Raw genomic sequence first — 17916 nt, 5'->3', positions numbered from 1 at the left:
TCTCACCCAGGCTGACCGAACCGCGCCGATACCGCGCGGCGGTCCAGTGAGCCCTTGGCGGTATGCGGCAATTCGTCGGCCACCTCAAACGTCGCGGGAATCTCGAACGGCGCCAGCCGGTCCCGGCAGAATTCGGTGAGCTCGCCGGCGGTGGGCGCCGAACCGCGCGGCACGATCACGGCCGCGACGGCTTCGCCGTACATGGGGTGCGGCACTCCGAACACGGCCACCTCCAACACATTCGGGTGGGTGGCCAACACGCCTTCGACGCGTTCGGGCGAGATCTTCTCGCCGCCGCGGTTGATGAGTTCCTTGATCCGCCCGCGGATGCTGAGGTCCCCGGCCTCCGACAACGTTCCCAGGTCTCCGGTGCGCAACCAGCCGTCGGTGAAGTTGGCCTCGGTGATCTTCGGGTCCCCGAGGTATCCGCGCACCACGGTCTCGCCGCGCAGCCACACCTCGCCGACACCGCCCGGCTGGACGGGGGCTCCGTCATGTCCGGTGATGCGGATCTGCGGGCCGGTGGAGGCGCCGACCAGCCCGGTGAAGGCCGCGGGGTTGACGTCCGGGTCGATGCCGGTGCTGGCCACCTGATGGGTGGCTTCGGTCATGCCGAAGGCGCACACGACGGGCGCGGAAAACTCGGTCTGCAGGGCTTGCGCCACCTCCGGTGTCAGCGGCGCACTGCAGCTGCGGATGAAACGTAGTGTGGGTCTTGATGTTTCAGCCGGCTCGGCGGCGCCTCGCTCCAGCAGGATCTGGTGAATCGTCGGCACCGCCGTGTACCAGGTCGCCCCCACGGTCTTGACGTCGTCCCAGAAGGTGTGCGCCGAGAAGCGGCCCCGCGCGGGCAGTAACACCGTGCCCGCGGATACCAGAGTCGACAACAACGCGGCGATCAGCCCGTGGCCGTGATAAAGCGGCATCACCGCGACCGTGGCGTCCTGCGGACCCAACCGGTATCCGGCGACGATGGCCCGCACCGAGGTGGCGATGTTGTGGTGCGTCCAGGGCACCATCTTGGGCAGCCCGGTGGTGCCGCCGGTGAACATGATCATGGCGTCGTCGCTGTGCAGTCCCTCCGGCGTGGACGTGGCCGGGCCGGGTTCGGTGGCCGCGTGCAGATGCGCCGTCCACGCGCCGTCCTCGGTGGTCACGGTGATCGGCCAGCACTGGGATTGCTCGCTGTCGACCAGTATTGCCCGGGCACCCGCGGCTTCGCTGCGCGCGCGCTGGTCACCGACCGGGAGTGCCGGGTCCAGTGGGACGACGATCAGTCCCGCCCGCAAGGCCGCCAGCAGCGCGACGACGAACTCGGCGTTGCTGCCCGCACGCAGGGCTACCCGATCCCCCGACTCCAGGCCGGCGCCCGTCAGTTGGGCGGACAGGTCGTCTGCCAGCCGAAGCAGGTCGCGGTAGCTGACGGGGATGCGGTCGGCGGTGACGATCAGCGCGGGCGAATCCGGTGCTCGGGTGGCTGCGGCCTCGATCAGATCGGTGACGCGCGAATCCTGCACGGAAGTCATCAGACGCTCCTTTGTCCGGGCTTAACCAGAACCCTGCCGGTGGCGGTTACTCCTGTCCAATACCGATCCGCTAACGGTCGATACATTGCGTAAATCATCGGATAGCGACCGGGTCTTGGACACGGCCGCCAAATCGGACAACAGTGAGGGCCACAGACGAGCCAGGAGAGGGCGGCCACCATGACCGAACCACTGACCGACGGCTTCCACCTGGTGGTGGACGCGCTCAAGGCCAACGACGTGGACACCATCTACGGCGTGGTGGGCATCCCCATCACCGATCTGGCTCGCACCGCGCAGCACGCGGGCATCCGCTACATCGGCTTCCGGCATGAAGGCTCCGCCGGTAACGCCGCGGCCGCCGCCGGATTTCTGACCCGGCGCCCCGGAGTGTGCCTGACGACCTCGGGTCCGGGCTTCCTCAACGGCCTGCCCGCCCTCGCGAACGCCACCGCCAACTGCTTTCCGATGATCCAGATCTCCGGATCCAGCGGGCGGGCGGTGGTGGACTTGCAGCGCGGTGATTACCAGGACATCGACCAGCTGAACGCCGCGCGCCCATTCGTCAAAGCGGCCTACCGGATCGCGCGGGCCCAGGACATCGGGCGCGGCATCGCCCGGGCGATTCGTACCGCGATATCCGGCCGCCCGGGCGGTGTCTACCTGGACATCCCGGGCGAGGTGCTGGGACAGGCCATGCAAGTGTCCGCCGCCGCCGCTTCGGTGTGGCGCGTCGTCGATCCCGCGCCCCGTCAACTGCCGGCGCCCGAGGCGGTCGAGCGCGCGCTCGACCTGCTCGCCCGGGCTGAGCGACCGCTGATCGTATTGGGTAAGGGCGCCGCTTATGCGCAGGCCGACAACGTGATTCGGGATTTCGTGGAGGGCACCGGGATACCCTACCTGCCGATGTCGATGGCCAAGGGCCTGCTGCCGGACTCGCACCCGCAATCGGCCGCGGCCGCCCGCTCCCTGGCGATCGCCCGCGCCGACGTGGTGCTGCTGGTCGGCGCGCGACTCAATTGGTTGCTGGGACACGGCGAGTCGCCGCAGTGGTCGGCGGACCGCACGTTCATCCAGATCGACATCGCGGCATCGGAGTTCGACAGCAACCAGCCGATCGAGGCGCCGCTGGCCGGTGACATCGGGTCGGTGCTGTCGGCACTGCGGGACGGCCTGGCCGCCCGCCCGGTCAGCGCGCCGCAGGTGTGGACCGCCGAGCTCGCTGAGCGCAAGGCCCGCAACGATGCCAAGATGGCCGAGCGGCTGGCCGAGAATCCGCACCCGATGCGGTTCTACAACGCGCTCGGTGCCATTTCCGCTGTGCTGCAACGCAACCCCGATGTATACGTGGTCAACGAGGGCGCAAATGCGCTGGACCTGGCTCGCAACATCATCGGCATGGAGTTGCCGCGCCACCGCCTGGACACCGGAACGTGGGGCGTGATGGGCATCGGCATGGGCTACGCCATCGCCGCGGCGGTCCAGACCGGCCGGCCCGTGATCGCCATCGAGGGGGACAGTGCGTTCGGCTTTTCCGGCATGGAGATCGAAACGATCTGCCGGTACCGGCTTCCGGTCACCGTCGTCATCCTCAACAACGGCGGTGTATACCGGGGCGACGAGTCGGCCGCCGGGTCCGACCCGGCGCCGACGGTGCTCAATTCCGGTGCCCGCCACGAACTGCTCGCAGAAGCGTTCGGCGGCAAGGGATATCACGTCACGACGCCGGCCGAGCTGGAGGCGGCGCTGACCGGGGCGCTCGCGTCCGGCGAACCCACCCTGATCGACTGCCAACTCGACCCAGCCGCCGGCGTCGAGAGCGGGCATCTGGCGAGCCTCAATCCCAAAAGCGCCGCAAGTAGTTAACGCGCCTGGGTCAGGTTGCGCAGCTGCGCGGCAAAGAACTCGTCGAGGCCGAGCTGCTGCGCCGAGGCCACCAGCGCACGGGTCACCGGGGATCCCGGCCCGGATGCGTTGGTAGCCAACCCGATCAGCGCTTTCGGCGCGGGATCGACCAGTTCGACGGCTCGGATGTCGCCGCGGGCCGTCGCCATCCACAGCCAGGTGTGCGGCACGATGGTCGCCCAGTTTCCGTTCGTCACTTGTGCGACGAGCGAAGCGACAGAATCTGTTTCGACTTGCGGGTGGACGGTGAGGTCATGTTGAGCGAAGGCCGCGTCGATGACCTGCCGGTCGCGCATGTCGGCCGTGAGCAACGCCAGCGGCAGTTGCGCCGCGTCCGGCCAGCGCAGCGTGGACGCGCCGGGCGGCAGCATCTCCGAGCGCGCCAGCAGCACATACTGCTCCTCGTAGAGCGGCACCAGCGCCACATCCTGGCTGTCTTTGGCGTCCGTCGGGTGCGCGATGACGGCGTCGAGTTCGAAGTCGTGTAACCGCCGGTACAGCTCGGTCGCGGCCAGTCGGGAGCAAATTTGCACCTTTGCCAAGGGGTGGGCCGAGCAAAACGCCGACAGCACCAGCGACGCCGTGGTCGAGGCGGTCGGCACGGTACCGAGCCGCAGTGTCCCGGTGATACCGGACTGCACCGCATGCACTTCGGCCTTGAAGGCGTCATGCTCGGCCAGAATCCGCTTGGCCCAGACCACCAACCGCTCCCCCTCGGGAGTCAGGCCTTCGAAGCTGTGTCCGCGGTTGATCAGGGTGACGTTGAGTTCCCGTTCCAGCTTGGCGATGGCCGCCGAAAGCGCAGGTTGCGAGACGTAACACTTCTCGGCGGCGCGGGCGAAATGGCGCTCCTGAGCGACCGCGACGAAGTACTCCAGCTGGCGAAAGAGCACCCGCACCTCCTCCGGGCCGTGGGGTACGACCCGCTGAGGCTAACGCGTCGGCCGCGGGCGGGCCAGTCCGGTGCGTGGCTATTCCGGATTTAGGCCGGAATTGTTTGCTATGGCCCCTGCCGTCCGGATAACCCCTAGAATGTGGCATCGTGTTTATCGCACCGTCCCGAAGGGTGAAGACCATGCGTCGAGCGGTTCGTTCTGTATTCGTCGTGGCCGCAATCGCGCTGATGGCCGTGACGGCGTCGGCCGCGACGTGCACTGCCGCTGTCTCGGTCCCCGGGCCCGTTCCCGGCCTGGCTTCGATTCTGCCGGCCAATGGCGCCGTGGTCGGCATCGCGCACCCCGTGGTGGTGACCTTCACCGCGCCGATCAGAAATCGCCGCGCCGCCGAGCGGGCCATCCACGTCACCTCGCCGAGCAATACCTCCGGACACTATGAGTGGACGAACAGCAACGTCGTCCAATGGGTTCCAGACGGGTACTGGCCACCCAATACGCACGTCTCGGTGGGAGTCCAGGCGCTGGACGACCCGGAAGGCCCTGTCGACCCCGCCCCCGCGCCTGCCCCTGCCGAACCTGGCGAGCTCACACCGGCCCCCGTCCAGCCGGGCGGGACGCGCGAATTTGAAACCGGCCCAGGGACAAGGGGTGTGGCAAGCATCTCCGCCCACACCTTCACCGTCAGCCGCAACGGCCAGGTGCTGCGCACCATGCCGGCCTCGATGGGCAAGCCGAGCCGTCCGACGCCGATCGGTAACTTCAGCGCGATGTCCAAGGAACGCAGCGTCGTGATGGACTCCCGGACCATCGGCATCCCACTGAGTTCCTCGGACGGCTACCTGATCACCGCCCAGTACGCGGTTCGCGTCACCTCGAGTGGCGTCTACGTGCATTCGGCGCCCTGGTCGGTGAATTCCCAGGGGTACGCCAACGTCAGCCATGGCTGTATCAACCTCAGCCCGGACAACGCCGCCTGGTACTTCAACCAGGTCAACATCGGTGACCCGATCGACGTCGTCGCCTGACCGCTGACCCGCCCTGAGGTCATCGGAAATCAGGACATACCGGTCTGGACTATCTTCACCACGACCAGCACGACTGCCACGACGAGATAGGTTCGCAGCGTGAGAAGGCCGGCGCGCCGAGTCGGCGACATCGTGGGACGTTCCAGCGCAGCAACATTCGGCGTGCTCCAGTCCGCGAGATCCCGTTCGCGCAGCGCACGACGCTCGGTGCGGGTCAGGACGGCGGCGGGTTCCCGGCGACCCGTGCGGACCGCGGCAGCACCACCCACCATGCCTATCAGCAACCCGGCCGCCAAACCGATTCCGATCGTCTTCGTCGACAGCTGCGGAAACAGCGTGGCCGCCGTCAACGCCAGCGACAGCAGCACCAGACTCCACACGATCGCCCAGGCGAATATGTTCTGCCGCAGAGTGTTTGACCATGGCCCCAAGAGCACACGGTCGTTGCAGAGCAACACCAGGAAAACCGTGGCCGACGGTAGCACCACACCCGCCAGTGCCTGCACGCCCTGAGTGATCAAGCCCAGCACGTGGTCCGGGCTGAACGCGACAGCCGCCGACACCGCAAGCAGCAGCGCATACCCGCCGTAGAACCAGGGCGCCTCGCGGATCTTCCAGTGCAACGAGTGCCGCTTGCCCAGAGCGTCGCCGACGGCGTACGTGGTGGCCAGCCCGATCGCGTTCGCGCCGATGAGCGACGCGTCGAGCAAGATGATCGCGAACAGGATCCCGACGGTGCGGCCAGCATGCTGGGCCAGACCAGCGGCCACCGCGCCGGCGTCGGTGAAGTTGCCGGCGTCGACGGTTCCTGCCAAACCGAACGCGGTCACCGCCATCAAAGCCGTCGCACCCACCACAACCACGACGATGCCCAACGCCAGATCGGCTCGCGCATAAGGGATCCAGCGTGTCGTGATGCGCTTGTCCACGACGTTGGACTGCTGGAAGTACAACTGCCACGGCGCCACGGTGGTGCCCACGATCGCCATGACCAACAACAGCACCGTCGAGTTGACGCCACCCGGAAATTGCGGCACCAGCCCGCCGGCCGTCGCGGTCCAGGTGGGGCGCACCATTAGCGCCATCGGGATGATCACCACGTTCACCGCGATCAGCAGGAACATCAGCGCCTCCCAGCGACGGAACGAGCCACCGGCCACCACCGCGAACAGCAGCACGGCGGCCGCCGGGATCGCGACGATCCTCGGGCAGCCCAGGAAACCCAGCGCCAGGGAAACCCCGATGAACTCGGTCACGATCGTCAACGCATTGAGCAGCAACAGATCACCGACGCTGAAGGCACCCCAGAACTTGCCGAACCGCTGAAAGATCAGCCGCGCGTGGCCAACCCGGGTGACCACCCCCAGCCGCAGCGCCATCTCCTGGTTCACGTACAGCACCGGAACCATCAGCGCCAGCGTCCACAGCAGGGCCATCCCATAGTTCTGGCCGGCCTGGGCGTAGGTCGCGACACCACCGGCGTCGTTGTCGCCGACCATCGCGATGAGGCCGGGACCACTGATCACCAGCAGCGTTCGCAGCCGGCGCCATCGGCCGCTGAGATCACCATCGCGCCCGATGCGGCCGAAGGCGCCGACGATGTCACCGGCGTGCGCGCAGTCGAGCACCGCCGGCTCGGCGACCGCCGGCAGCACCGGACGAGGGGTGGAGATCGAGGTCATTCGCTGACACCCAGCACCGCGACGGGGCTTCGCGCCACGTAGATGTCAGCTCGTTCTTGCGCGGTCATCTGCAGCGGGGCCCGCAAAGCGTTGGCCCAGCTCCGAATCGCACGAGTGATGGTGGTCATTGCAGTGCTCCTGACGGCAGGCCCGACCAGCTCGCGTCAGTCAGCGCAGCAGGGCATCAGCAAGCGGATGCGCTGGAGCCGGATCGGGACAGGATGGATTTCGCATACGGACTATCGCCTGGACTGGTACTCATCGGTCCCTCACCTCCTCACAGCCGGGACACACGGGGGTGTCACCACATCCCACCAGCGAGAGAAGCCAATGCCCGGCAAAATCGTCGGGCGCACCCCTCTCGTCGGAGCTTTGGCACTGCACGGCGTATCCGGTTGGCATACCGGAAGCCACTTGGGCTCAACCCTTAAGCCGGGAAGAGCTGTCCTGACCCGGGGCGTCTTTCGACGTTCGGGGTCAGTGGCCTGTATCCGAGCAGACGCCTCACCTACCGAGGTGCTTGCAGGTTCCCATGGTGTCACTGTGATCGCAGCCCGTCAAACGCACAGCCGCAGGTGCCGTGTGCTATCGGCCTACTATCGGCGGAATGGCAAATACTCTGCAGGACCCCACGGTCGCCGCCACACTCGAGCGGATGTACACCGCGTCGCGAGAGCAGATGTCGCAATTACAAGAGAGGCGCGAAGATTTCGAGCGGCCGATGACGCCGGCCGAGCGTACCGAGGCGATGAGCGAGTTCTACATTCCGGTGACGCCGGAGGCCGGGCAACTGCTCTATGCACTGGTGCGGGCGACCCGTCCGGAGACAATCGTCGAATTCGGGATGTCCTTCGGCATTTCCGCGATCCATCTCGCGGCGGCGGTGCGGGACAACGGCAGCGGGCGGGTGGTGACCACCGAGCTCAGCGAGCACAAGATCGCAACGGCGAGGCAGACATTCGCCGAAGTCGGCCTCGATGAGGAGATCACGATCTGGGCCGGTGATGCCCTGTCCACCCTGGCCGAACTGGACGGTCCGGTGAACTTCGCGCTGCTCGACGGCTGGAAAGATCTATATCTACCAGTGATCAAGTTGCTCGAACCGTCGCTGTCGCCCGGTGCGCTGGTGGTCGCCGACAACACCGAATCACCGGATCTCAGGCCATATCTGGACTATGTGCGAGACGGCGCGAACGGGTACGTGAGCTTCAATTTCCCCATCCGGACCAGCGACAGCATGGAGCTCAGCTGCTGGACCGGCTAACGGACCGACTCCTCCAGCCACGGCAACATCCACTTGACCCCCTCGGGGGTGAGGTGCACGCCGTCGCTGCGCACCTTGATGCCGTCGACCTTGGCGGTGTAAACACCGTCCGGACAGAGTTTTTTGTTGAGGTCGACGATACCGACGTTCGGACGCTGCGCAACGGCGTTGCGCATCATCATGTTCCACTGATTGACCCGATCGGGTTGATCCTCGGGGTACAACCGTCCGTCGGGTTTCTCACCGCCGCGGCTGTAAGGCACGGTGGCGACCATCACCCGTACTCCGGTCGATCCGACGATGTCCAGGGCGCGGTTCAGTTCGAAGTTGAGGTACGCGTCGAACGTCGGGTCGCCGATATGGGTCCACTTCCCCTCATTAACCCGGTCGACAGTCTCCCAGCGACCGATCACCAGCAACGCGACATCGGGCCGGTCCGCGGCGATCTGGGTGGCCCAGCGTCCGGGCCAGGTGTCGCATTCCGATCGCTGCTCCAAGGTTTGACCGATGTAGCGGTACGGCGTGCCGCGCACCAGGCTGCACCCGATCACGGTGTGATCGATGAACCGGAAGCCCGGCGTGGCCGGCAGGTAGTGCATCATCGTCCAGCCGATCGAATCGCCGAAAACCGAAACGGTGAACGGCGCGTTGGGATCTCGTGGCCCCGGGGCGGGTGCGCTGCCGCCCGGCGGGGACGGGGAAACCGCCGCCACCGCATTCACCCCGGGCGGTAACCCCACCTCGTGCAGCCCGGTCCCGACCGGCACTACCAGAATTGTCGCCGCGGCGGCGCTGGCGACGGTGGCCGCGGCCAGCGGCAACAGGGGCACTCGTTGTGGCCGCCACCGCCGGATGGGTTGTTCGATCGCCCAGTACGAGACTCCCGCCACCGCCAGGGTGACGGCGCAGCGGGCGGCGAACAGGCCGAGCCCCGACCATCCGGTGCGTTCGCCGTTGAGCACCAAAAAGATCGGCCAGTGCCAGAGGTAGACACCATAGGAAATCGCACCCACCCACACCAGCGGCCGCCAGGCCAGGGCGCGCGCCACCATTCCGCGCTGCTCGAGAGCCACCGGGGCAACCACCAGCACCGCGGCAACGGCCACCACGATCAGCAGACCGTGCCGGAACTCACCCGCGCTGCCGGTCGCGTAGTGCGTCAGTGCCGCCAGTACCGCCAACCCGACCATGGGCAGCACCCGCGCGACCCGCCGTCCCCAGCGGGTCCGGATCAGACACCAGCCCCGATTCAGGGCCGACCAGTCCCTGACCAGCAGGGCCGACGCCGCCGCCCCCACCAGCAGGGCCTGCGCGCGGGTGTCGGTGCCGAAATAGATCCGGTCACGAGTGGTATCGGTGGTCAAGACGATGGCGGCTGTGGCCGAAGCCATCGCACCGAGGGTGGCAATCACGAAGGCCGCCAACCGGACATGGCCGACGGTGATCTTGCCGAAGTACCTCCGGGCCCGCGCAGCCAACAGCAGCGTCACCGCGATCAGCAACACCGGCCAAACGATGTAGTACTGCTCCTCCACCCCCAGGGACCAGGTGTGCTGCAGCGGCGACGGCGCCCCCTGGGTGAAGTAGTCGGTCTTCTGCGCCACGAACCGCCAGTTGGCCACCCACGCGAAAGCGGCGATCGCGTCACCGCGCAAACCGTCGAGGGACTGGTAGGGCAGGAATTCGCGGGCCACACCCACGGTGAGCACCATCAGCACCAGCGCCGGCAGCAGTCGCCGAGCACGGCGAATCCAGAAGCCGGTCAAGTCGATACGCCCGGAGCGCCCCAATTCCTCGAGCAGCAACGAAGTGATCAGGAAGCCGCTCAGGACGAAGAAGACGTCGACGCCGACGAAGCCGCCGCTGACGCCGGGAACACCGCCGTGCCCGACGAGGACCAGGCCGACGGCTACGGCACGGAGGCCATCCAGGGCGGGGATGCCGCTAGGGCGGTCCTCCCGGTCCCACGCCGCCAGCCGCCCGGCCCGCCGCACCGGGGAAACCCAACGGGACTTGGGTGCAGAACGTGCCGGTGCGGGTTTCCTTCCGCCCGGCTCGTTGTTCGCCGTCAGCGCGCCCTGACCACGTCCTCGTCCGGCGCCGAATGTGATGCCGATACGTCGCTGCCCCTCCTCTTGATCCGAGAGAGTCTAGGCGCGGCGAGGTTCGGGATAGGGTTACGACACGCGGAATTACCGAAGACCCGCAACGGATTTGCCGTGCGCCGCGCTCAGCCGCCAGGGAACGCGGCGGGGCGGCGCTGGTGGAACGCGGATGCGCCTTCGATGAAGTCGTCGGACTCCACCAGAACCGCCAGACCGTGCAGTTCGCGTTCGAGGGCGGGCTCGAGCCCGTCCAGGGTGGCCGCGTTGATCGCTGCCTTGGTCTCCGAGAAAGCCGCAGTGGGTCCGGCCAGCAACGCGTGGATGACCTTGTTGGTCTCCCATTCGAGTTGCTCGGGCGGGTACACGGCGCACACCAGGCCCCAGGCCAGGGCCTGGGCCGCCGACAACCGCTCGTTGAGCAGCGCCATCCGCATCGCGCGGCCACGGCCGACAGCGGCCGCCAGCGAGGACGACGCGCCCGCGTCGGGCATCAACCCCACTTTCGTCACCGCGAGGGTGAAATACGCCTTCTCCGAGGCCAGCACGAGGTCACACGCCAGGGCAAGCGAAACTCCGCTACCGGCCGCCGGGCCGTGCACGACGGCCACGACCGGTTGCGGCATCGCGGTAATTGCGCGCACCACCCGGTTGCCCTGTCTGGCGATCTCGATGGCCGAGCCGACGCCGTGCCAGTCGTCGACGTTCATGCTGGCTCCGGCGCAGAAGGCGCGACCCGCGCCACCCAGCCGAACCACCTTGACGCCGGGGTCGCCGGCCGCGGATTCCAACAGGTCGGCCAGGCCCGACAGCACCGGCACCGTGAGCGCGTTCAAATTCTCCGGACGGTCGATCGTCACCGCCAACACGCCGTCGACGTGGCTGACCGACAGCCCTTGAACCGCTGTGTTCTTTTCCGCTTGGTAGTCGCCCACGCCCGTCATCCTTTCGCTTTGCCCGGCCAAAGGGCCGATAAGCGAAAGATACATTAGTGCATATGATTCATCAATGTAGCTGATGTCACGGGCTCATGCCGGTTCCGTCGCTTCGGCGTTGACACCGACATCGATGCAGCTGAGACCCAATTCGCCCAGCACCTCAGAGGTGTGCGCGCCGAGCTCCGGAGCGGGGCCGGTGACCCTGCCAGGGGTATGGGAAAACCAGGTCGGGACGCCCGGGAAGCGCACCGGCCCTTGCGGGCTGTCCACCGTCTGGAAAAACCCGACGGCATCGAGTTGCGGGTCGTCGAACAACGCGGCGGGCGAGGACAACGCCGACGCCGGTATCTCCAGCCGGCGGAGCAGATCCAGCCACTCCTGGGTGGTGCGCTGGGCGAACGTCTCAGCCAGCAGTGCATACACGGTGTCGATCTGACGGGCCCGCCCTTCCAGCGTCGCGTACCGCTCGCTGCTCCATGCCGGTCGCACGGCATCGGTGAAGGCGGCCCAGTGCTTGTCGTTGTAGATCAGGGCCGAGATGAAGCCGTCGCTGGTGCGGTAGGGCCGCCGATTCGGCGCCACCGCGCGCGGGTATATCGCGGGCCCCAGCGGCGGATCGAACATCGCGCCGTTGGCGTGCTCGACCAACATGAACGAGGCCATGGCCTCGAACATGCCGACCTCCACCTCCTGACCCTCACCCGTGCGTTCCCGATGGAAGAGCGCCATCATCGTTGCGTAGAGGGCCGTCAGCCCGGCGACCTTGTCGGCCACGATCGTCCCGACATAGTTGGCTTCGCCGGTGAGCTGCTGCTGTACCGACGGCAGCCCGCAGGCGGCCTGGATCGTGTCGTCGTAGGCGGGCAGGTCCCGGTTGGGTCCGCGCCGGCTGTACCCGTAGCAGTTGGTGTACACGATCGTCTTGTTCAGGGCGGCCACCTCGGGGTAGCTGAGTCCGAGCCGGGCGATCGCTGCTGCGCGCATCGAGTGGATGAAGACGTCGGCGCGTTCGATCAGGGCATGCAGGGCGGTCCGGCCCGCATCGGATTTCAGATCCAGCGTGACCCCGCGCTTTCCGCGGTTGACGTTGACGAAGACGCCGCTCATTCCGGGGGCCGGCCCCACCGAGACATATCGGGTGTCGTCGCCCTGCGGCGGCTCGACCTTGATGACGTCGGCGCCCATGTCGGCCATGATCTGGGTGCAGTACGGGCCCATCACCATCGCGGTGAGGTCGACGACACGCACGCCCGCCAGAGGTCCGGGCTTCCGATCACACATGGTGGGCATTCTCCTTGATCGCCCACGCCGCCGACTCGAAGCTGTACCGGATATGATCGGCGTGCCCGTCGGGCACCACCGGGAAGACCAGCGGTGCGCTGAGATCGCGCACGGCGTAGAGCTGTTCGGCGACGTCCTCGATGGTCCATGCCAACCGCTGCACTCCTGGGCTCTCGGCGACTACCGCGCGGGCAACGCGGCCCGCGATCGCTATCAGGACCTCACCGTTGACCCGGCAGGACTCGTGCGCGAGATAGCCGACCACGGGCGCCACCAGTTCGGGACCCATCGGCGGATACGCCGAAACATCCAGGCCCTCAGCCATTCTCGTCACCGCTGACGGGACGATGACGTTGCACTGAACACCTTCGGCCGCACCTTCCAGGGCGACGACATTGGACAGACCGATCAGTCCCGCCTTGGCGGCGGCGTAACCGGCGACGCCTTTGTTTCCGTACATACCGCCGATCGAGGAGGTCAGCACAACGCGGCCGAAGCCCGCGTCGCACATCAGCGGAAAGGCCGGACGCACCACGTGAAAAGCGCCACGCAGATGCACGTCCAGCACGGCGTCGAAATCCTGGTGACTCAGCTCTTTCAGCGACCCGCGCCGCACGGTGCCCGCGTTGTGGATCAGGATGTCGATCCGCCCGAAATGGTCAAGGGCGGCCTGGACGATAGCCTGCCCGCCGGCGGCGGTGGTCACCGACTCGGTGCAGGCGACGGCGACTCCGCCCGCCGCCGCGATCTCGCCGGCAACCCGCTGTGCCGGTGTGGGATCCGCGCCGTCGCCGGTCAATGTGCCACCGGTGTCGTTCACCACGATCTTGGCGCCCCTGGCCGCCAGCATCAGGGCGTACGCCCGGCCCAGACCGCGGCCCGCGCCGGTGATCACCGCGACGCGATCGTCGTATCTGAGATCGTTCATCGCAGTTCGAGACCGTCCAGGTCACCCTGGGCGCGCCACTGCGCGAGTAGTTCACCGAACGCGTAGAAGCCTGGTCCGTAGGGTTCGCCGAGGTGCGAGCGGATTCCCTCTGTTCCGCCGCCCTCGTTGTTGTAATAGCCAGGCGTGCATTCCAAGTCGAACTGGCTGTTGTCGATCGCGGTCTCGCGAATGGTCTGGCACCACGCGTCTTGCGCCCCCTGGCTGGGTTCGACGGTCGTCGCGCCCCGCTTGAGGGCTTCGGCGATGATGTAGGCAATGTGCTCGCCTTGCAGTTCGTAGTTCGCTGCGATGTTCGCCGATATCCCGACCTGGGTGAAGCCGGTGAAGAACTGATTCGGGAAGCCGCGGCTGGTCATCCCGTGCAGCGTCCGGTATCCGTCGCTCCAGTGGTCGAACAGCGACAGGCCGTCGCGACCTTCGATCCTCTCCATCGAGTACCGGCGGCGCAGTTCGGTGGTGATCTCGAACCCGCTGGCGTAGATGATGCAGTCAACCTCGTATTCGATCCCGTTGGCCACCAGTCCTTTTGCCGTCGCCCTCTCGACGCCTTTAGTGCCCGACACGTCAACGAGCGTCACATTCGGGCGGTTGAATGTCGGGAGGTAGTCGTCGTTGGTGCACGGCCGCTTACACAGGAATCGGTAGTAGGGCTTGAGCGCCTCGGCGGTTTCGGGTTCCTCGACGATGTTTTCGATGCGGCGCCGCAACCGCTCCATGAGTTTGTAGTCCTCCTCCTCGCGGATGGCCATGAACTGCTCGGGGGTCATCGCCGCGGGATCGGGCAGCGCCAGGACCCGGGCGGCCGTGTTCCGACCCAGTTCCGTCCAGAAGTCGCAGACGAGATCGGGCTGGCCCAGCGCCATGCCCTCGAACGTCCAGGCGTGGAAGTTGCGCTGGCGTTCCTTCTGCCAGCCCGGTTGCAGCGACTTCGCCCACTCCGGATCGGTCGGCGTGTTGTTGCGCACACCGACCGAGGATGGAGTGCGCTGAAACACGTACAGGTGCTTGGCATAACGGCCCAGGAACGGCACGATCTGCACGGCGGTCGCCCCGGTGCCGACGACGGCGACCCGTTTGTCACTCAGCTTGTCAAGCCCGCCCGTGGCGTCCCCGCCGGTGTAGCCGTAGTCCCAGCGCGACGAGTGGAAACTGTGACCTGCAAAGTCTTTGATGCCAGGAATGCCCGGCAGCTTGGGCCGGTGGAACGGACCGGAGGCGATCACCACGAACCGCGCCCGGATGTCGTCGTAGCGATTGGTGCTCACCCGCCAGCGCGTGATGCCCTCGTCCCAGTTCAGGTCGCGCACCTGCGTGGAGAACAGCGCGGAATCGTAGAGCCCGTAATGCTTACCGATGCGCCGGCAATGTTCGTAGATTTCGGTGCCATCGGCGAACTTTTTGCTAGGAATGAAGTTCAGTTCCTCCAGCAGCGGAATGTAGCAGTACGATTCGTTGTCGCACTGCAGACCGGGGTAGCGGTTCCAGTACCACACGCCGCCGAAGTCGCCCCCCAGCTCGATGATTCGAACGTCCTGCACACCGGCCTTCTTCAGGTGCGCGGCGCACAGCAGACCCCCGAAGCCGCCGCCCAGGACCGCCACGTCGATGTCGGCCGAGATCGGCTCACGAAGCAGGTCAGGCGAGTACGGGTCGATCTCATAGAACCCGGCGAAGTCGTCTACCAGTTCGATGTACTGCTGGGAACCCTCTGGGCGCAGCCGCTTTTCACGCTCCCGGCGGTACTTCTCGCGCAGCGCCGGCAGGTCGATGTCGTCCGGCGTCGTGGTCGGCGAACAGTCGGGAATGCCGGTCATGCCAGAGCATTCTCCGGCAGCGCCGCGGGATGCAACGGTGCCGCCATCTCGTGCACGGCGGGCAGCACCTCCTCGGCGAACAGCCGCGTGCTGTCCAGCGCCTCGTCGTAAGGCATGGTGCCGAACTGCGGGACGATCGTCAGCTCCGAGAACGAGCACGCCTCCTGGGCCGCGACAATGCGGTGGTAGATCTCGTCGGGCGTGCCGATCAGCAGATTGGAAGCGTGGTAGCCGGGTGTCTTCGGGGCGCCTTTCGCGTCAGCGGTGACCGAGGACGCCAACACCGCGGTCGCCGTGGCCTCGCGCGCCGCATACGCTTCATATCCTTTGACGCCCTTGAAGTTCGACGCGTCGGCGAACCCGTAGTGGACGGTGACGTCCCGGTTGGCCGTCCAGATCCACTCCTCGGATCTCGCAGCACCCAGGGCGTCCGGTGTGCAGTACATGAACATCACGTTCTTGGGCTGACACGGTGGTAAACCTTCTTCCTTGCGGAAGATGTTGACTTGCTGGACTTCCCGTCCGGCGTCCTCGATCGGCTTGTTGCCCACGAACAGTGGCACCATGCCGCGGCGCGACAGTATCTCCAGCGACTCCGCAGTCGAGGACGAACTGTAGATGCGGGAGAACAGATCACGGCTGCGCGGTTCAGGCCGCAGCGACATCTCCGGCACCTGGAAGATCTCCCCGTCGTAGGAGAACCGCTCCCCGGAGAACGCCAGCTTCAGGATGTCCAGTGTCTCATTGAACCGCTGCCGACTTTCCTCGCGAGGTACGCCCACGGCGTCGAATTCACCCTTGGACACTCCGCGCCCGATTCCGATGGTGTCGTAGCGACCATTGGAGATGATGTCGAGATAGGCGATCTGGTGTGCCAGGCGCACCGGATGCCACCATGGGGCCACCACGACGAAGGTGCCCAGGCTGATGCGTTCGGTTCGTCCGGCGAAGTAGCTCAACGCCTGAATCGGGTTGGGCGTCATCCCGTACGGCGTCCCGCAGTGTTCCGGCATCCAGATGCCGTCGAATCCGAGGGGTTCGGCCAGGTCCGCGATCGCCAGGGTGCCCTGCACGCACTCCCAGTCCGGGGTGGTCGGCGGCCGGCTGAAGTCTTCGGCGAGCACGCGGTCCCAGTCCTGCGAATTGTGGGCTCCGAAGCCGAGATTGACCTTCATCGTTGCGTCTCCGTCTCTGTTTCCAGTTGTTGCGGGGCCCCGGTCCCCAGATACTTTGCGAGATTGCGGTGCAGGTTCGCCGTGCTGCGTTCCATGTAGGGATTGGGTTTTGGCCCTCGGAAACCCAGGGACTTCATGCCCTGCTGCACCGCGGCCATGTTGGAGAAGTCCTGCGGCAGCACGCTGCGCCAGTTCGGGTCGTCAGGTGGGGCGTACACCCACTCTGTCTGTGGCTCTTTGCCTTTCGGGTACAGCTCGTAGCACGAGGCCTCGAAGATGCACCGGTCGGGATCGTAGCCGTGCGGGCGGGCGCTGTAGCACAGCGCCGTGGTCAGTCCCTGCCCGATCTGGAAGTTCGGGAAAATCTGCCAGGCGGTGCCGCTGTTGGCGAGGTGCTCGGGATCGATGGTGGGCCAGGTGACGCCGCGGGCTTCGTCGTCGCGGCGCGCCGAGGTGAGCCAGTGATTGAGCACCTGGTCGGCCGGTGCGTCTTCCGGCAACTCGTCGACGAGTCGCAGCGCCGCGTCCACCAACGTCCTGGTGGTGGTCGCGTTGGTCTCCTCGAGGGTGTACAGCTGCATCTCGGCGGTCGACAGGCGCGGGTCGGCGCCGGTGCCGAGCCGGATCTTGGATTTGGTCTCCGCCAGGTCCTTCGGCGCGTCGTAGCCGATGTTGCTGTGCTTGCCGTGGGCGGCCGCCCAGCCGCGGAAGTTGCCGAACTTGTTGAACTGCGGATGTGTGGTCGCGACGTGATAGGTCTCGTTGAAGGCCTCCATCGCGACCTTCCAATTGCACTGGAAATGCAGCCACTTTCGCCACTTGCACCGCATGTCCTGCAGATTGAACGGGTCCAGCATGGTCGCGGCGGGCTCGAGGTAGTCGCGCAGGGGCTCTGCGGCGGGGTCCATGTTGATCCAGATCCAACCGCCCCAGGTGTCGACGTTGACCATGCTCAGGTGCGTGTTCTCGGGGGTCAGCGCGCCCTGCCAGTCGGCCCGCTCGGGGATGTGCGTGCAGGTGCCGTCCTGGTCATAGGTCCAGCCGTGAAAGCCGCAGACGAATGACTTCTTGTGCCCGGAAGCGTTTTTGGCGCCGACGGGGGTGTCCACCAGGCGGCGACCGCGGTGGACACAGACGTTGTGGTGGGCTTTGAAGGTGTCAGCACCGGTGCGCACCACCAAAATCGAGTCGTCGAGGATGTCGTAGGTCAGGTAGCTGCCAACCTTGGGCAGATCCTCGACCCGGCCCACCTGCTGCCAGACCTTGCGCCACAGCCGGTCTCGTTCGGCGCGCACATAGTCCGCGGAAAGGTAGGCCTCGACGCCGATGGTGACCGGCGCCGTCAAATCGTCGTCCACA

At 66.5% G+C, this 17916-nt stretch carries 13 protein-coding genes, 1 pseudogene and 1 riboswitch; of the genes and pseudogenes, 3 read left to right on the top strand and 11 right to left on the bottom strand.

Annotated features, from left to right (window positions below):
- Positions 1 to 2 precede the first annotated feature (2 nt).
- Complete coding sequence (locus AWC08_RS32130; protein WP_065135197.1) at positions 3 to 1526, bottom strand: FadD7 family fatty acid--CoA ligase; 1524 nt, start codon at positions 1524 to 1526, stop codon at positions 3 to 5.
- Between the two features lie 174 nt (positions 1527 to 1700).
- Here AWC08_RS32130 and oxc point away from each other — a divergent pair.
- Positions 1701 to 3392 (top strand): annotated as a pseudogene (oxc, locus tag AWC08_RS32125) (oxalyl-CoA decarboxylase); the annotation flags it as partial.
- On the opposite strand, the gene AWC08_RS32120 reads toward oxc, so the two are convergent.
- The gene (locus AWC08_RS32120) at positions 3389 to 4324 is read right to left on the bottom strand and encodes a LysR family transcriptional regulator (RefSeq protein ID WP_069433796.1); all 936 of its coding nucleotides are present in this window, start codon (positions 4322 to 4324) and stop codon (positions 3389 to 3391) included. The pseudogene oxc and the gene AWC08_RS32120 overlap by 4 nt on opposite strands.
- Before the next feature lie 182 nt (positions 4325 to 4506).
- Between AWC08_RS32120 and AWC08_RS32115 the strand changes: the two genes are divergently transcribed.
- Positions 4507 to 5352: a L,D-transpeptidase gene (locus AWC08_RS32115; protein ID WP_065135232.1), complete on the top strand. Its 846-nt coding sequence runs from the start codon at positions 4507 to 4509 to the stop codon at positions 5350 to 5352.
- Between the two features lie 29 nt (positions 5353 to 5381).
- On the opposite strand, the gene AWC08_RS32110 is transcribed toward AWC08_RS32115, so the two are convergent.
- Together AWC08_RS32110 and AWC08_RS39290 are read right to left on the bottom strand one after the other, a co-directional pair.
- Positions 5382 to 7034 carry an NRAMP family divalent metal transporter gene (locus AWC08_RS32110; RefSeq protein WP_065135199.1) on the bottom strand — a complete coding sequence of 551 codons (1653 nt, stop codon included), beginning with the start codon at positions 7032 to 7034 and terminating at the stop codon, positions 5382 to 5384.
- Complete coding sequence (locus tag AWC08_RS39290) at positions 7031 to 7162, bottom strand: hypothetical protein (RefSeq protein WP_264075817.1); 132 nt, start codon at positions 7160 to 7162, stop codon at positions 7031 to 7033. Before AWC08_RS39290 ends, AWC08_RS32110 begins: the two co-directional genes overlap by 4 nt.
- 221 nt (positions 7163 to 7383) lie before the next feature.
- Positions 7384 to 7557: riboswitch (M-box (ykoK) riboswitch) on the bottom strand.
- Positions 7558 to 7641: 84 nt separating this feature from the next.
- Between AWC08_RS39290 and AWC08_RS32105 the strand changes: the two genes are divergently transcribed.
- Positions 7642 to 8298: a class I SAM-dependent methyltransferase gene (locus tag AWC08_RS32105; RefSeq protein ID WP_065135200.1), complete on the top strand. Its 657-nt coding sequence runs from the start codon at positions 7642 to 7644 to the stop codon at positions 8296 to 8298.
- On the opposite strand, the gene AWC08_RS32100 is transcribed toward AWC08_RS32105, so the two are convergent.
- The 7 genes from AWC08_RS32100 to AWC08_RS32070 form a co-directional block, all read right to left on the bottom strand.
- The gene (locus AWC08_RS32100) at positions 8295 to 10292 is read right to left on the bottom strand and encodes an SGNH/GDSL hydrolase family protein (RefSeq protein WP_085088721.1); all 1998 of its coding nucleotides are present in this window, start codon (positions 10290 to 10292) and stop codon (positions 8295 to 8297) included. The genes AWC08_RS32105 and AWC08_RS32100 overlap by 4 nt on opposite strands.
- Before the next feature lie 236 nt (positions 10293 to 10528).
- Complete coding sequence (locus AWC08_RS32095) at positions 10529 to 11335, bottom strand: enoyl-CoA hydratase (protein ID WP_232007878.1); 807 nt, start codon at positions 11333 to 11335, stop codon at positions 10529 to 10531.
- A 93-nt stretch (positions 11336 to 11428) separates the two neighbouring features.
- On the bottom strand, positions 11429 to 12619 hold the full coding sequence (locus AWC08_RS32090) for a CaiB/BaiF CoA transferase family protein (RefSeq protein ID WP_069433797.1): 1191 nt from the start codon (positions 12617 to 12619) through the stop codon (positions 11429 to 11431).
- Positions 12612 to 13547, bottom strand: a complete 936-nt coding sequence (locus AWC08_RS32085; protein ID WP_069433794.1) for an SDR family NAD(P)-dependent oxidoreductase — start codon at positions 13545 to 13547, stop codon at positions 12612 to 12614. The genes AWC08_RS32090 and AWC08_RS32085 overlap by 8 nt, the downstream gene beginning before the upstream one ends.
- Positions 13544 to 15382: a flavin-containing monooxygenase gene (locus tag AWC08_RS32080; RefSeq protein ID WP_069433793.1), complete on the bottom strand. Its 1839-nt coding sequence runs from the start codon at positions 15380 to 15382 to the stop codon at positions 13544 to 13546. The genes AWC08_RS32085 and AWC08_RS32080 overlap by 4 nt, the downstream gene beginning before the upstream one ends.
- On the bottom strand, positions 15379 to 16557 hold the full coding sequence (locus AWC08_RS32075) for an LLM class flavin-dependent oxidoreductase (RefSeq protein WP_069433792.1): 1179 nt from the start codon (positions 16555 to 16557) through the stop codon (positions 15379 to 15381). The genes AWC08_RS32080 and AWC08_RS32075 overlap by 4 nt, the downstream gene beginning before the upstream one ends.
- On the bottom strand, positions 16554 to 17915 hold the full coding sequence (locus AWC08_RS32070; RefSeq protein ID WP_232007877.1) for an aromatic ring-hydroxylating oxygenase subunit alpha: 1362 nt from the start codon (positions 17913 to 17915) through the stop codon (positions 16554 to 16556). The genes AWC08_RS32075 and AWC08_RS32070 overlap by 4 nt, the downstream gene beginning before the upstream one ends.
- Between the last annotated feature and the right edge of the window lies 1 nt (position 17916).

Source organism: Mycobacterium gordonae, from assembly GCF_002101675.1.
Taxonomy (GTDB): domain Bacteria; phylum Actinomycetota; class Actinomycetes; order Mycobacteriales; family Mycobacteriaceae; genus Mycobacterium; species Mycobacterium gordonae.
Note: the sequence above shows the minus strand (reverse complement) of the source record. Positions and strands in the feature narration are given on the sequence as shown.

Bases quoted from the DNA above. Each gene is read 5' to 3' on its own strand.
- AWC08_RS32075 (WP_069433792.1), bottom strand. From the start codon at position 16,557: ATGAAGGTCAATCTCGGCTTCGGAGCCCACAATTCGCAGGACTGGGAC.
- AWC08_RS32115 (WP_065135232.1), top strand. From the start codon at position 4,507: ATGCGTCGAGCGGTTCGTTCTGTATTCGTCGTGGCCGCAATCGCGCTG.
- AWC08_RS32090 (WP_069433797.1), bottom strand. From the start codon at position 12,619: ATGTGTGATCGGAAGCCCGGACCTCTGGCGGGCGTGCGTGTCGTCGAC.
- AWC08_RS32110 (WP_065135199.1), bottom strand. From the start codon at position 7,034: ATGACCTCGATCTCCACCCCTCGTCCGGTGCTGCCGGCGGTCGCCGAG.
- AWC08_RS32130 (WP_065135197.1), bottom strand. From the start codon at position 1,526: ATGACTTCCGTGCAGGATTCGCGCGTCACCGATCTGATCGAGGCCGCA.
- AWC08_RS32105 (WP_065135200.1), top strand. From the start codon at position 7,642: ATGGCAAATACTCTGCAGGACCCCACGGTCGCCGCCACACTCGAGCGG.
- AWC08_RS39290 (WP_264075817.1), bottom strand. From the start codon at position 7,162: ATGACCACCATCACTCGTGCGATTCGGAGCTGGGCCAACGCTTTGCGG.
- AWC08_RS32085 (WP_069433794.1), bottom strand. From the start codon at position 13,547: ATGAACGATCTCAGATACGACGATCGCGTCGCGGTGATCACCGGCGCG.
- AWC08_RS32080 (WP_069433793.1), bottom strand. From the start codon at position 15,382: ATGACCGGCATTCCCGACTGTTCGCCGACCACGACGCCGGACGACATC.